Genomic DNA, 13,622 nt, shown 5'->3' on the forward strand with positions numbered 1-13,622 from the left:
CGTGATCGCGGTCGTGGTGTGGCTGCGTACGCGTAGGACGGGACCGGCCCTGACCCCCGAGCCCGCCTGGGCACACGCCGACGCGCGGTCCGCACGGGTTCCGAGCGTGCGATGAGGAGCGGCGGCCCCGGGCGGAGAACCGGCGCGGGGCGGTCAGCCCCCGAGGAGCGGTCAGTTTCCGAGGAGGCGTTCGACCAGGAACCGCCAGCCGTCGACCAGGGGGTGGGGGGCGCACAGCTCCACGGGGTCGGCGACATCGTCCGTCGACAGGTACAGCATCAGGGGCCCCTCCAGCGCGGCGGTCAGCTGCACGGCGAGGCCGTCCAGCTGGGCCGGGGGCAGACCGGCCAGGCTCAGGAGCATGCGGATGTGGGGCTGGGTCATGCCGGCCGCGCCAGCGGGTACCGGCAGTGAGCGGTCCACGGCGGCCCGGGCGATCGCGTGGTGCTCCAGCAGGAAGGGGATGCGGGCGCACCCGTAGGCGACCAGGCGCCGCACGGGGTCGGCGCCCGGTCCCAGCGGCGGCGGTCCGGACAGCACCTGTTCCTGGAAGCGGCGCTCGGCGTCTTCGAGCAGGGCCACGAAGATGCCCGCGCGACTGCCGAAGCGGCGGAAGACGGTGCCCTTGCCCAACCCCGCGCGTTCGGCGAGGCCGTCCATGGTCACCTGCTGTGTCCCGTGTTCGGCGATCATCGCGCGGGCTGTTTCCAGCAGGCGTTCGCGGTTGCGCACGGCGTCCGCGCGTTCGCCGCGCTCCTTCCCGAAGGGCACCAGGGGCGAAGTCACACGGACAATCTACCCCGGGAACGCTAAGCGGGGTAAAGTCCGTTTATAGTGGTGCGAGGGTCACCCGGACAGACGAACCGTCCGGCCGTGTGGCCGTGCTCCGCATACCGCGGACCCGAACACCCTTGGGGGAAGAGCCCGATGAACCTGTTCCGTCTGGACGCCAGCATCCTGCCGACCGTCTCCAGCAGCGCCGAGATCGCCGACCGGGTCGAGGCCGAATGGACCGCCGCCCGTCCGCAGGGCGTCGTCACCCGCCGCCACCTGGGCGCCGATCCGCTGCCCGCCGACGCCTGGGCCCTGGCCACCATCGGCGCCGGCACGGACGAGGCCGACCGCACCCCCGAACAGGACCGGGCCCTGGCGCTGGCGGCCGAACTGGCCGCCGAACTCCAGGAGGCCGACGCGGTGGTCCTGGCCGTGCCGCTGTACAACTACGGCGTCTCCCAGCACTTCAAGACCTGGGCCGACCTGGTCATCGCGGGCGCGGGCCCCGCCAATCCGCTGCTGAAGGGCACCCCCACCGTGCTGGCCACCACCCTCGGCGGCGGCTACGGCCCCGGAACCCCCCGCGAGGGCTGGGACCACTCCACCCCCTACCTGGAGCGCGTCGTCGGTGACATCTGGCAGGCCGACCTGACCCTCATCAGGCGCGAGCTCACCCTGGCCGCGACCACGCCGGGCATGGAGGCCCTCAAGGACCTCGCCCAGCAGGAGCACGACCGGGCCCTGGCCAGCGCCAGCGAGGCCGGCCGGGCGCTCGCCGCGCGCTGACGGCCCCAGCCTCCCGGCCGCCGCCGACGCCCCGGACGCCGAGCCCGCCCGGGTCCGCCGTCGACCACGTGATCCGTGTTCTCGGCGGGCCCGGGCGGTGCTCGTACGTGTCCTGGGGTTCGGGGGCTTCCCCCCCGGCGCTCGTCCGGCTCCTCGGGGCGCGGGGTCTCCCGCCCTGTTCCGGTCGGCGTCAGCTCTCGGCGAGGACCTGCGCGAGCGCGTGGGAGACCTGCCGGACCATCCCCGGATTGGTCTCCCGGTAGTAGTCCAGGGCGGTGACCGCCTGGTAGAGCGTCCAGCCGCGCCCGCGCAGGTAGGCGCCCTCGTCGGTGCCGAGCGCGGACAGGAACAACGCGCGGCTGCGGCCGCTGAAGACGTTCCACGCCGGTTGCAGGTCGCAGGCCGGGTCACCGGCGTTGAGCCCGCCCCAGTCGATGACCGCGGACAGTCGTCCCGCGTCGACCAGGAGGTTGCCGGGGAGCAGGTCGCCGTGCACCCACGCGTCGTGGTCCCACGTCGGCGCCGCGAGCGACTCCTCCCAGGAACGGGTCAGGGCGGCGCCGTCCACCCGGTCGCCGAGCCCGTGGATCGCGCGGCGGACCTGCTCGTCGTTCTCCGCCAGCGCGCCGCCCCGCGCGCCCCTGGCCCGGGGCGGCGCGTCCGCGGTGTCGACGCGGCGCATCGCGGCGACGAAGCCCGCGAGGTCGGCGGCGGCCCGCTCGTGGTCGTCGATGGTGCCGTTGGCGTTGTCACCGGGCAGCCACTCGTAGACGGACCACACGAAGGGGTATCCCTCGGCGGGCCGCCCCAGCCCCACCTGCACGGGCAGGGCCAGCGGCAGGTGGGGCGCCAGCCGGGGCAGCCAGGCCGCCTCGCGCTCGGCCTGCCCGGAGGCCCAGCCGATCCGCGGCATGCGGACGCACAGCCGTTCGCCGAGCCGGTAGACGTCGTGGTCGGTGCCGTAGGAGGGGACCAGCGCCAGCGGCAGGTCCGCCCATCGGGGGAACCGCGAACGCAGGAGACGCCGCACGAGGTCCGGACTCGTCCAGACCTCGTCGGCGTGCATCCTGGTTCGGTTCATCCGGTCATGTTCGCAGAGGAGCGCGGGGACGCCCAGGGATTTTCCGGCCGGTGCGCGCTCCCCGCCGGGGGAGAAGCCCGGTGGGGCCCGGGGACTTCCCCCGGCGCTAACCCCGGATGCCCTCGGAGCGGCGCAGTCCCAGGCGGCCGCGGGTGCAGACCGCGAGGACCACCGCGAGCAGGGCGACCATGGCGACCTCGGGCGCGCTCGCCGGGTCGCCCACGGCCACGGCCTTGAGACCCGAGACGACGTTGATCGCGGCGTGGGTGATGATCGCGGCGAGCACGCCGCCGCGGGCGGAGTTGAAGACGTGGCCGAGGACCACCGTGAACCCGACGCAGAGCAGGGCGTAGGCGGGGAAGTACATCTGCGACTGGAGCGTGCCCGCCATGGCGAACAGGGGAGCGTGCCACATCGCCCAGACCGCGCCGAGCACCACGTTCGCGGCCAGCGGGGAGAGCACGCCCTGGAGCCGGGGCAGCGCGAACCCCCGCCACCCCAGTTCCTCGTTGCCGCCGCCGACCAGCGCGATGACCAGGAACTGGACGGGCAGGGTCGGCAGCGCCGCCCAGAGCTGGGCCTCGTCCAGGGTCGACTGGCCCAGGTACACCTGGACCGCCGCGGAGCCGGCGAGGGCCAGGACCATCAGCACGGTGATCGCGTAGGGCCTGACGCCGCCCCTGCGCCGGAGCGAGTGCCGCCGGAAGAGCGCGCCCACGCCCTTGCGGCCCTGCGTGGCCGCGGTGACGACGGCCGCGGCCACCATCGGCCCGAAGCTGCCGACGATCACGGCGGGCATCGGGTCGGCGCCGCCGAGCAGGCGGGTGCCGAGCCACCAGGCGGTCCAGGAGAAGGCGAAGGCGATCACGAGGAAGGCGGTGAGGCCGCGGGGGTCGGTGGCCGTCGTACGGGACTGGTCGGGGGCCTCGGAGGGGGCGGAGGTCTGGGGACTCGTGAGGGAGCTGTCGGTAACCATGCCGAGAAACATACACTGTTTGATGAAGACCTACAACGTAGGATTCCTAGTATGCTGTCGGACATGGCCGATTCAGGATCTGACCAGCAGTTCGACAGCGTCTTCCACCGCCCCCAGCGCCGACGCCGGTCCCAGCCCGCCCTCAGCCTCGACCGCATCGTCGCCGCGACGATCGGCCTGCTCGACCGTGAGGGGACGTCCGCGCTGACCATGCGCAAGGTCGCCGCCGAACTCGGGGTGCACGCCACCAGCCTGTACTGGTACGTGGAACGCCGGGAGGACCTCGTGGACCTGGCCGTGGACGAGATCCTGGCCGAGGCCGCCTCGGCGCTGCCGCCCCCGGACGCCCCCTGGGACGAGGCGCTCAAGGAGACCGCCCTCCGGTTCTACGCGGCCCTGACCGCGCACACCTGGGCCGCCGAGTTCGCGGGCTCCCGGCCGCTGATCGGCCCGAACGCCGTCGCCCTGTCGAGGCGGATCATCGAGGCGCTGGGGGAGTACGGCGGGGACAGGGAGGCCCAGGCGGTCGCGATCCGGGCGGTGTCGAACCAGATCCTCGGCGCGGCCACGTCCGCCGTCGCGATGAGCGTGATGAAGTCCGACCGCGGGCAGGGCCACGAGGAGGCCGTCGCCGCCGCGGTGTCGGAGGTGGACGCCCTGGCCGTGGAGAACACCTACTTCGACCAGGCGCTGGACCTGGTCCTCGCCGGTATCAGGGCGCGGCGCGGCGCGTAGACACGGTCGTCGGGACGGCGGGATCCCGCGGTCGGGCCCGGAACGGGGCCACCGGCACTGCGCCGCCGGGTACCGTGACCCGCCCGGGTCCGGAGGGTTCCACGGAGTGTGGAACGCCGCCGGGCCGGGCGGGCTCCCGGCTGTCCGGCTCCTAAGCGCGGATGTTGATGTCCACGCAGGCGTAGAAGGCGTTGGCCGTGTCGGCGACGTTCCACCGGGCCAACAGCTTGTGCCGTCCGCTGTACCCCGACAGGTCCACGGTGTGGCTGAACGACCACGGCGGACGGGCGCCGTGGTCGTCGAACACGGCCACCCGCTGGTCGCCGATGAAGTACTCCCAGGTGGAGGTCGAGTGCGCGGCCGTGATGGTCCACTCGAACGTCTGGACGCGGCCGACGTCGGTCACCCGCCAGCCCCGGCTGTCGTCGTTCAGCTCGGAGAAGCGGCCGACGCCGCCGTCGCACCGCATGAGCCCCTTGGGGCCCTCGACGCTGTGCGGCTCCCACTGGATGCCGCCGCACTGGACGATGCCCTCGGCGCACTGGGCCTGGCGGCTCATCGGGTTGGAGATGTAGCCGTGGGCGTTGGCCGTGCCCGTGGGCATGAGGCCGAGGAACAGGGTGGTGGCTGCGGCCAGCGCCGCCGCGGTGCGGAGCCGGTGCCTGTTACGGGGTCGGGGGGTGTCGGACTTGCGGATCGGCATGTGCGGGTCCTTCGGTCATGGATCGCGCCCCGGCGCGGTGGAGGCCGGGACGGTGGCGGGAATCCGTCGGGGGAGTCCCGGGCCGGTACCGGCCCGGGGCGAAGGCGAGCGCTCGGGACTGGGGAGGATCCGGAGGGGCCGCGGGCGCGGAGCCGGTGAGGGCGCGGTGCCCGGAGTCCCTCTGGAAGGAGGGTTTCCCGTTGGGGAGGCCGGTAAGCGGGCCGTGACGGGGAGTCGGATCCGCTGATCGGGACGGGGCGCGGGGGCCGACCGGACCGCCCGCAGGACCGGTGGGCGCCGTCCGCAGGGCGGTACGGGAGGGGCCGCGGAACGCGAGGGGGCGGGAACTGGGAGGATCCGGCCCCTCGGCGCGTGTGGTCCGCACCGGCCACGGGTGGACCAATCCCGGCGCGGCCGGGAGGCGGCGTTAGACCTCACCTGGAGGCCACAGTTTCCTTCCCCTCCCCTCCGCGGCGCCGGGTCCTCCCACCGATCCCGGTACCGCGTTCGACCTGGTGCCGGAGCCCGCCCGCCGCCGCCCACCTGCCCTCCGAACGCCACCGGCGCCTTCCGCCAGCCGTCCGGCCGCGGCCGTACCAACGGCCGCCGCCGCGCCACGCCGCCGTTCGCGGGGTACCGGACCGTGGACGGGCGTTCCGTGAAGATGACGCCGTGGACTGTCCGAAACCGGTGACCCGGTGATCCGCCTCCCGTCGGAGTCGTCCCCGGGAAGCCGCTTCCGGCACCGCACGAACGAGAGGTGAGATCGGTGGCCACCGACGGAGGGCAGCACCGCGAGGGCAGCGAGCCGCGGCCGGGAACGGAAACGGAGGCCCCCGCGGAGGCGGAGCGCGGGCGGAGCCGGCTCAAACCGGTCGTGTTCTTCGGCTCGTCCGCGCTGATCGTCGCGCTCTCGGTCTGGGCGATCGTCGCGCCCACGGGCGCGGGGAACACCATCGGCGCCGTCGTGGGGTGGATCTCCGAGGTGTTCGGCTGGTACTACTTCCTCGCCACCACCCTGTACCTGGGGTTCGTGGTGTTCGTCGCGCTCTCCCGCTACGGCGGGGTCAAGCTCGGACCCCAGCACTCCAAACCGGACTACGGGGTGTTCGCGTGGGCGGCCATGCTGTTCGCGGCGGGCATCGGTATCGACCTGCTGTTCTTCTCCGTCTCCGGGCCGGTCAGCCACTACCTGGCGCCGCCCGAGGGCGACGCGCAGACCGTCGAGGCGGCCCGGCAGGCCGTGGTGTGGACGCTCTTCCACTACGGCGTGACCGGGTGGGCGATGTACGCGCTGATGGGCATGGCCCTGGGCTACTTCTCGTTCCGCTACCACCTCCCCCTGGCCATCCGCTCGGCCCTGTACCCGCTGATCGGCAGGCGCGTCCACGGCCCGATCGGTGACGCGGTCGACCTGGCGGCCGTCATCGGCACGATCTTCGGCGTCTCGGTGTCGCTCGGCATCGGCGTCGTGCAGCTCAACTACGGGCTGAACTTCCTCTTCGGCATCCCCGAGGGGATGGCGGCGCAGCTCGGCCTGATCATCGTCGCCGTGTTCGTGGCCACGATGTCGGCCGTGGCGGGCGTCGACCGGGGCATCCGGCGGCTGTCCGAGATCAACGTCGTGCTCGCCGTCGTCCTGATGCTGTACGTGCTGGTCTTCGAGGACCCCGTCTACCTGCTCAACGCCCTCGTCCTCAACATCGGCGACTACCTCAGCCGCTTCCCCTCCATGACGCTGAACACCTTCGCCTACGACCCGCCGACCGACTGGCTCAACGCCTGGACGCTGTTCTTCTGGGCCTGGTGGATCGCCTGGGCGCCGTTCGTCGGGATGTTCCTCGCCCGGATCTCGCGCGGCCGCACCATCCGCCAGTTCGTGGCGGCGACCCTGGTGGTGCCGCTCCTGTTCACGCTGACCTTCCTGTCCTTCTTCGGCAACAGCGCGCTGAGCGTCGTGCGCGAGGGCGGCGCCGCGTTCGGCGAGGCCACCATGAACCAGCCCGAACAGGGCTTCTACGGGCTGCTCGCGCAGTACCCGGGCGTCCTGTTCAGCGCCGGGCTCGCGACCGTCGTCGGCCTGCTCTTCTACGTCACCTCCGCCGACTCCGGCGCGCTGGTGATGGGCAACCTCAGCTCCCACCTGCCGACACCGGTCACCGACTCCGCCCCGTGGATGCGCGTCTTCTGGTCGGCGGCGACCGGCCTGCTCACCCTCGCCATGCTCCTGGTCGGTGGGGTGGACACGCTGACCAGCGCGACCATCATCATGGGCCTGCCGTTCTCGTTCGTGATGTTCGTGATCATGTGGGGCCTGTTCAAGGCGCTGCGGGTCGAGAAGTTCCGGGCGGACGCCTTCCGGACCACCCTGTCCTCGTCGCTGTCGGACCGGACCACGGCCGACCGCCGGGGTCCGGAACGCAACTGGCGGCAGCGGATCACGCGGGCGGTGAGCTTCCCCGGCAGGCGGGCGGCCGGCAGGTTCGTCCGCGAGGTGTGCCGCCCCGCGTTCCGGGACGTCGCCGAGGAGCTGCGCGAACAGGGCGCGGAGGCGTCGGTGACCGAGGGGGTCGACGAGGAGGCCGGGATCCCGTACCTGGAGCTGCGGGCGCCGATGGGCGAGGAGGAGGAGTTCAGTTACCGGGTGTGGCCGATGGTGGTGCCCACCCCCGCGTTCGCCATGCGCTCGCTCGCCGAGCACGACACCTACGTGCGCTTCGAGGTCTACCTCACCGAGGGCAGCCAGGGTTACGACGTGATGGGCTACACCAAGGAACAGCTCATCGGCAACATCCTCGACGAGTACGAGCGGCACCTGGAGTTCCTGCGGCTGCACCGGGAGGCGACCTCGCGCTCCGCCATGCCCGACCACGGGCCGGGCACCGCCGACGTCCAGGACGCCGAGGAGCACTAGACAGTGCTTTCTTGGACCTCCGCTTCGCTTCGGTCCGTGTTCGGGCGCCCCAAGCACGGGAACCCTCGGCGTCTCCAGCGGGTCCGCCCGTGCCCACCCGTCGCCCACCACCACCCCCAACCGACGCCTACGGCGCAGTTCCCCCACGGGAACCCGCCTCCGCCACCTCCAGAACCCCGTGGGCGCCCGAACCACCCCCCAGGGGCTGAGGGCCGTCCAAAAAACGTGCCCTAGACCGCTCCACGCACGCTCCACACGGCGGGGGCGGTGCCGGGAGGCGTCCGGGAATGTCGGGCCGCGCGCGTAGCCTCTTCGCGGATCCGCGGGCGGCGCCCCCGGCCGCCCTCCCCGAACCCCCTCACCGTAGGAGCTTCCATGCAAGAGCACCCGACCGTCCTCGTCTTCCGCACCGAGCGGCAGCGGGCCGAGGCGGGGGAGTGGCTGACCGACCACCGGCTGGTGGTCGGGTTCGAACCCGGCGGGGCCGTGCCGCTGGCCCAGCTCGGCTGGCGCGACCTCGACGGCGCGGAGGCGGTGGTCGGGTTCGACCCCGGCATGACCACGTTCACCGGCACGCGGACCACCGCGGACGGCACGTCCCACGCCTGGCGGGGCCGGTTGGTGGAGCGGCTCACCGACCGTCCGGTCCACAGGTTCGGGGTCGAGGGCGTGGAGGACGGGGAGGAACTGCGGCTGCTCATCGAGGACGGCGGCTCCCCGGCCGCGCGGATCACCTGGGCCGACCGTGAGGGCGGCGGCGGCGCGGTCGCCCTGCGCACCATCCTCCTGGAGGAGGCCGGGAGCGGGGACGAGGTCACCGGCGGGGTGCGCGAGGTGCGGGCTGGCAACGAGCACACGAGGGCGGGCGAGGTCGCCGTCAACCTCCTCGACGACACCTCCTCCAAGTGGCTGAGCTGGCGCGACGCCGACTGGTTGGAGTTCACCATGGCCGAGCCCGTCAGCGTCCGGCACTACGTCCTGGTCTCCGCCAACGACTTCGCCGACCGCGACCCCCGGGACTGGACGCTCAAGGGGTCGGCGGACGGCCGGAGCTGGGTCACGCTCGACACCCGCTCCGACGAGTTCTTCCCCGGCCGCCACCACGCCCGCGACTTCCACATCACCGATCCGGCGGCGGACACCCCCTACCGGCACCTGCGGCTGGAGGTCTCCAGCAACTGCGGCGGCTCCGAGATCCAGCTCAACCGGGTGCGCTTCTTCTCCGAGGGCCGCACCTACGAGGCGTTCGACGGACACCGCTACACGGCGGGCGGCGCGCCCGCCCCGTACGGGGGGACCGTGCGGGACCTGTCGGCCCGGACCCCGGCCACCGCCGAGCAGTGGCGGGCCTACCTGGCCGAGTACAGCGCGGACATGCTGCGGGTCCTGACCGAGGACGAACTCCCCGGGACCACCGCGGAGCAGCGCGCCGCCTCCTGGCTGGGCCACGACGGCGCCTCCGAGGAACAGGTCGCGGAGCTGGAGGAGCGGCTCGGCAGACGGCTTCCGCCCGGCTACCGCGCCTTCCTCCAGGCGTCCGACGGCTGGGGGCCCGCGAGCACGTTCGTGTACGGCCTGCGCTCCACCGCGACCGTCGGCTGGGCGGCCGACCTGGAGGACGAGTGCGGTGTGGACGAGCCCCTCGTGACGCAGGAGGGCGGGCTCGTCGGACCGCTGCTGCTGGTCTCGGCCGAGGGGGACGCCCAGGACTGGGTACTGGACGCGGGCGACGTCTCCCCCGACGGCGAGTGGGCCGCCTACATCTGGGCGAGCTGGTACCCCGGCCTGGGTGAGCGTCACCGCTCCTTCGCCGACCTCGTCGCCGCCGAACGCGCCTCGTTCGAGGAACTGCTCGGGTCGGAGGGGCGCCCGGTGCGTCCGGAGGGGGCGCGCGAACTCCTGGCGCAGGGGCGCCGGGCCGCCCTGGACGGCCGGGTGGAGGAAGCGCTGAACGCCCTCCGGCGGGCCGGGGAGAAGGGGTCGGGCTCCGCCGCCTACCTGGAGGTGGTCCTCGCGGCCTTCCTCGACGTCCGGGGGACGCACCACAGGCTGCGCGGCCTGCTGCACCGCCCCCACGTGGTCGCCGAGGTCGGCACCGGACAGATCGAGGCCGAGGCGGTGCCGCTCTACCTGCACAGCGCCGGTCTGGCCACGCCCAGCGGGGCGGCCTACGCGGACCGCGCCCTGGCCGGGGCCGTGCCCGGCCTCACCGTTCCCCCGTCCGGCGCCGAGCGGCGGGAGTGGCTGGCCGCCCACCGGATGCCGGAGCCGCCCGCCTTCGAGCGCGCCCTCGACACGGCCCGCGAGCTGGCTGCCCGCGGCGCCACCGACGAGGCCTGGGCCGTCATCGAGGGGGCCCTGCCCGAGTGGTACCCCCTGGAGCCGAACCGGATCGCCCCGGTCGTGCTGCTCACCGATCCCGCGCTCCGCCGGGTGGTCACCCCCGCCCGTGCCCGTGAGGCGGTGTTCACCCCGAGGCGGGGCCGCCCGTCCACCCCCGGGGAGGCGACGGGCCGGACCGGAGGCGCGGACGGCTCCGCGGGGGCCGGGGCCTCCGGTCGGGCCCAGGCCCGCCGCGACTCCCTTTGACCGACCCGTGCCCGCCCGCGCCGACCCGGATCAGGGGGACCGGCGCGGGCGGGCGGGGATCAGCCCCGCTCCAGGTCCCGGAGGTAGTCGGCGAACTTCTCCAGGCCGTCGATGTTGCGCGGACCGGAGATGCCCTCGTTGTAGTCCATGACGAAGAAGTTCTCCTCGACCACCGCCGGAACCTCGGACATCGAGGGGAAGGAGCTCAGGAAGTCGATCTTCTCCTCGGCGGGCTGGTCGCCGTAGTCGAGGATGATGATGACCTCCGGCTCGGCCTCCACCACCGCCTCCCAGCCGACCTGGGTCCAGCGCTCGTCGAGGTCGGCGAAGATGTTCTCTCCGCCCGCGTGGCTGATGATGTCGTTGGGCGGGACCTGGCTGCCCGCGGTGAAGGGCTGGTCGGTGCCCGAGTCGTAGAGGAACACGGAGACCGGGTCGCCCTCGGGGACCTGTTCCTCCACGGCGGCCACCCGGGCCCGGTAGTCGGTGACCAGCTCCTCGGCGCGCTCCTGGACCCCGAAGATCCGCCCGAGCCGCTCCAGGTCGGTGTACAGGCCCTCGAACGGGGCGGCCTCCTCGGGGTGCCCCGGGTAGTTGAAGCAGGACTCGGTGTGCATGAAGCTCTGGATGCCGAGCCCGTCCAGGATCTCGGGGGTGATCCCCCGCTCCTCGCTGAACCCGGAGTTCCACCCGGCGACGACGAGGTCGGCCCCGGCGTCCACGACGAGCTCCCGGTTGAGCAGGTCGTCGCTGAGGAACTCCACCTGTGCGTACTCATCGGCCCAGGGGGACTCCTCCACCGGCGGGTTGGCGGGGGGCATGACGTACCCGTGCACGTGGTCGGTGAGGCCGAGGGCGAACAGCTTGTCGGCGCTCCCGGCCTCGTAGGCCACGGCGCGCTGCGGGGTGGTGTACTCCACCTCCTCGCCGCACCGCCGCACGGTGACCGTGCCCGCGGCCGAGGCCTCCTGCCCTTCCTCGACCCGGGCTCCGCACCCGGCGACCAGGACGGCCACGGCGGTCAGGGGGAGCAGGGAGCGGTGGGACGCGCGGGTCACGAGGGATGTCCGGTGTTTCACTGGAGGCCTTTCTCGACGGCGGGGAGGAGCCGGTACAGCAGTTGGGGGTCCCCGGTCAGGGGATGGGGGACGACGGAGGCGTCGATGCCGAAGACCTCCAGGAGCAGGGCGGGGGTGAGGACCTCGGCGGGACCGCCCGCGGCCACCAGGCGGCCCTCGGAGAGCACGCCGATCCGGTCGCAGGCCGCCGCGGCCAGGTTGAGGTCGTGCAGGACCACCAGGACGGTGAGCCCCGAGTCCCGGAGCAGGGACAACAGCGCGATCTGGTGGCGGATGTCCAGGTGGTTGGTGGGCTCGTCCAGGACCAGCACCCGGGGCTCCTGGACCAGGGCCCGGGCCACCAGCACCCGCTGGCGCTCGCCCCCGGACAACTCCATGACGCCCCTGTGGGCCAGGTGGGCCACCTCCAGGCGCTCCATGGCCCGGCGGCACAGGTCGCGCTCGCGCGCGTCGAGCGGCTGGTTGCCGCGCAGGTGCGGGGCGCGTCCCAGGGCGACGACCTCCTCCACCGTGAAGTCGAGGTCGCTGCCGTTCTCCTGGGTCAGGGCGGCCACGCGCTGGGCGCTCTGGCGCAGGCTCAGGGAGGACAGGTCCTCGTCCCCGACCCACACGGTCCCGCCGCTGGGGCGCAGCGCCCGGTAGACGCAGCGCAGGGCCGTGGACTTGCCCGAGCCGTTGGGACCCACCAGGCCCACGACCTGACCCGCGGGCACGTCCAGGGAGAGAGCGTCCACGATCCTGGCGCCGCCGAGCTCGACGGACAGCCCGTCCACGCGCAGGTCCATCATCGTCCTCCGAACAGGTAGCCGCGGCGGCGCATGAGGGTGAGGAACACCGGTACGCCGATCAGGGCGGTGATGACGCCGAGGGGGAGTTCGCGCGGGGCCACCACCACGCGGGAGAAGAGGTCCACCCAGACCATGAGGACCGCTCCCAGCAGGGGGGCGACGGTGAGCACGCGCCGGTGGTCGGCGCCCACCACGATCCGCACGATGTGCGGGATGACCAGCCCGACGAAGCCGATCGCGCCGCTGACGGCGACCATGGCCCCGGTCATGACCGCGGTCACCGCGAACAGGATCCTGCGCTGCACGGCCGCGTCCACACCCAGGCTCGCCGAGGTCTCGTCGCCCAGGGTCAGCACGTCGAGCGGGCGCGCGAGGCCGCGCAGAACGAGGATTCCCAGGACCACCACGGCGGCGACCACGGGCAGGGAGCTCCAGGTGGCCGCGCCGAAGCTCCCCATGGTCCAGAAGAGCACGGTCGCGGTGGCCTCGCTGCTCGGCGCCAGGTAGACGATCACGCTCATCACGGCCTGGAAGCCGAAGGAGAGCGCCACCCCGGTGAGCACCAGGCGCAGGGGGGTGACCCCCGTGGGGGAGCGGGCGACCAGGTGGACGAGCAGCGTCGCTCCCAACGCGCCCAGGAAGGCCCCGGCGGAGACCGCGTGGATACCGAGCGCGGACAGCGCGCCCAGCACGCTGACCAGCACCGCGCCGACGGAGGCGCCGGAGGAGACCCCGAGGATGTAGGGGTCGGCGAGGGCGTTGCGGACCATGGCCTGGACGGCCACGCCCACGACTCCCAGACCGGCGCCGACGACGGCGGCGAGCAGGACCCGGGGAGTGCGGATCTGCCAGATGATCTGGTAGCGGACCACCTCGTCGGCCTGGATCACGCCCCCGCTCAGGGCCGCCCACAGGTAGCGCACCGTCTCGCCCGGGGGGACGATCGCCGACCCCAGTCCGATGGCCGCCACCGCCGAGAGCACGAGGATGACGCCGAGGACGGCCGCGGCCGCGGCCGTGCCCGTCCGTGTGGCCAGCCATCTGACCCCGGCCGGGCCGGGTCGCTCGGACGCCGTGTCGTCGGGTGCCGCGTCGTCGGGTGCCGGGCGCGACCTGCCAGGCGGGAGGGACACGTGCCGCACCTGGTTTCTCCTCCCGCTGGGTCAGCAAAAACGATAATGGTTTTCATATTAGGGC

The 13,622-nt window shown here is 73.2% G+C and carries 11 protein-coding genes; 4 read left to right on the forward strand and 7 right to left on the reverse strand.

Annotated features, from left to right (window positions below; translation table 11 throughout):
• Window positions 1–171: 171 nt before the first annotated feature.
• Complete coding sequence (locus HGB44_RS01350) at window positions 172–786, reverse strand: TetR/AcrR family transcriptional regulator (protein WP_061080658.1); 615 nt, start codon at window positions 784–786, stop codon at window positions 172–174.
• 141 nt (window positions 787–927) lie between these two features.
• On the opposite strand from HGB44_RS01350, the gene HGB44_RS01355 reads away from it, so the two are divergent.
• Window positions 928–1,560: an FMN-dependent NADH-azoreductase gene (locus tag HGB44_RS01355; protein WP_061080659.1), complete on the forward strand. Its 633-nt coding sequence runs from the start codon at window positions 928–930 to the stop codon at window positions 1,558–1,560.
• Between the two features lie 190 nt (window positions 1,561–1,750).
• Here HGB44_RS01355 and HGB44_RS01360 read toward each other — a convergent pair whose 3' ends face one another.
• Complete coding sequence (locus tag HGB44_RS01360) at window positions 1,751–2,641, reverse strand: aminoglycoside phosphotransferase family protein (RefSeq protein WP_061080660.1); 891 nt, start codon at window positions 2,639–2,641, stop codon at window positions 1,751–1,753.
• Between the two features lie 106 nt (window positions 2,642–2,747).
• Window positions 2,748–3,629, reverse strand: a complete 882-nt coding sequence (locus HGB44_RS01365) for a CPBP family intramembrane glutamic endopeptidase (RefSeq protein WP_061080661.1) — start codon at window positions 3,627–3,629, stop codon at window positions 2,748–2,750.
• Window positions 3,630–3,668: 39 nt separating this feature from the next.
• On the opposite strand from HGB44_RS01365, the gene HGB44_RS01370 reads away from it, so the two are divergent.
• Entirely contained in the window at window positions 3,669–4,352 is a 684-nt protein-coding gene (locus HGB44_RS01370) for a TetR/AcrR family transcriptional regulator C-terminal domain-containing protein (protein WP_061080662.1), read from the forward strand.
• A gap of 151 nt (window positions 4,353–4,503) precedes the next feature.
• Here the strand turns inward: HGB44_RS01370 and HGB44_RS01375 are convergent, their stop codons facing one another.
• Window positions 4,504–5,055, reverse strand: coding sequence for a lytic polysaccharide monooxygenase auxiliary activity family 9 protein (locus tag HGB44_RS01375; RefSeq protein ID WP_061080663.1), 552 nt, complete (start codon window positions 5,053–5,055; stop codon window positions 4,504–4,506).
• 769 nt (window positions 5,056–5,824) lie between these two features.
• On the opposite strand from HGB44_RS01375, the gene betT reads away from it, so the two are divergent.
• Window positions 5,825–7,969 carry a choline BCCT transporter BetT gene (betT, locus tag HGB44_RS01380; protein ID WP_061080664.1) on the forward strand — a complete coding sequence of 715 codons (2,145 nt, stop codon included), beginning with the start codon at window positions 5,825–5,827 and terminating at the stop codon, window positions 7,967–7,969.
• A gap of 375 nt (window positions 7,970–8,344) precedes the next feature.
• On the forward strand, window positions 8,345–10,558 hold the full coding sequence (locus HGB44_RS01385) for an SMI1/KNR4 family protein (RefSeq protein ID WP_061080665.1): 2,214 nt from the start codon (window positions 8,345–8,347) through the stop codon (window positions 10,556–10,558).
• A 59-nt stretch (window positions 10,559–10,617) separates the two neighbouring features.
• On the opposite strand, the gene HGB44_RS01390 is transcribed toward HGB44_RS01385, so the two are convergent.
• The 3 genes from HGB44_RS01390 to HGB44_RS01400 are packed head-to-tail and all read right to left on the reverse strand — an operon-like array spanning window position 10,618 to window position 13,567.
• The gene (locus tag HGB44_RS01390) at window positions 10,618–11,616 is read right to left on the reverse strand and encodes an ABC transporter substrate-binding protein (protein ID WP_394327812.1); all 999 of its coding nucleotides are present in this window, start codon (window positions 11,614–11,616) and stop codon (window positions 10,618–10,620) included.
• A gap of 17 nt (window positions 11,617–11,633) precedes the next feature.
• A complete protein-coding gene (locus tag HGB44_RS01395) occupies window positions 11,634–12,422 on the reverse strand; it encodes an ABC transporter ATP-binding protein (RefSeq protein ID WP_061080667.1) in 789 nt (262 codons plus the stop codon).
• On the reverse strand, window positions 12,422–13,567 hold the full coding sequence (locus HGB44_RS01400) for a FecCD family ABC transporter permease (RefSeq protein WP_231972432.1): 1,146 nt from the start codon (window positions 13,565–13,567) through the stop codon (window positions 12,422–12,424). Before HGB44_RS01400 ends, HGB44_RS01395 begins: the two co-directional genes overlap by 1 nt.
• Between the last annotated feature and the right edge of the window lie 55 nt (window positions 13,568–13,622).

It is taken from the genome of Nocardiopsis alborubida, from assembly GCF_012396365.1.
Taxonomy (GTDB): Bacteria; Actinomycetota; Actinomycetes; order Streptosporangiales; family Streptosporangiaceae; genus Nocardiopsis; species Nocardiopsis alborubida.

Coding starts and splice junctions, on each gene's coding strand:
- HGB44_RS01365 (WP_061080661.1), bottom strand. CDS start 3,629: ATGTTTCTCGGCATGGTTACCGACAGCTCCCTCACGAGTCCCCAGACC.
- HGB44_RS01355 (WP_061080659.1), top strand. CDS start 928: ATGAACCTGTTCCGTCTGGACGCCAGCATCCTGCCGACCGTCTCCAGC.
- HGB44_RS01360 (WP_061080660.1), bottom strand. CDS start 2,641: ATGAACCGAACCAGGATGCACGCCGACGAGGTCTGGACGAGTCCGGAC.
- HGB44_RS01395 (WP_061080667.1), bottom strand. CDS start 12,422: ATGGACCTGCGCGTGGACGGGCTGTCCGTCGAGCTCGGCGGCGCCAGG.
- HGB44_RS01375 (WP_061080663.1), bottom strand. CDS start 5,055: ATGCCGATCCGCAAGTCCGACACCCCCCGACCCCGTAACAGGCACCGG.
- HGB44_RS01370 (WP_061080662.1), top strand. CDS start 3,669: ATGCTGTCGGACATGGCCGATTCAGGATCTGACCAGCAGTTCGACAGC.
- HGB44_RS01385 (WP_061080665.1), top strand. CDS start 8,345: ATGCAAGAGCACCCGACCGTCCTCGTCTTCCGCACCGAGCGGCAGCGG.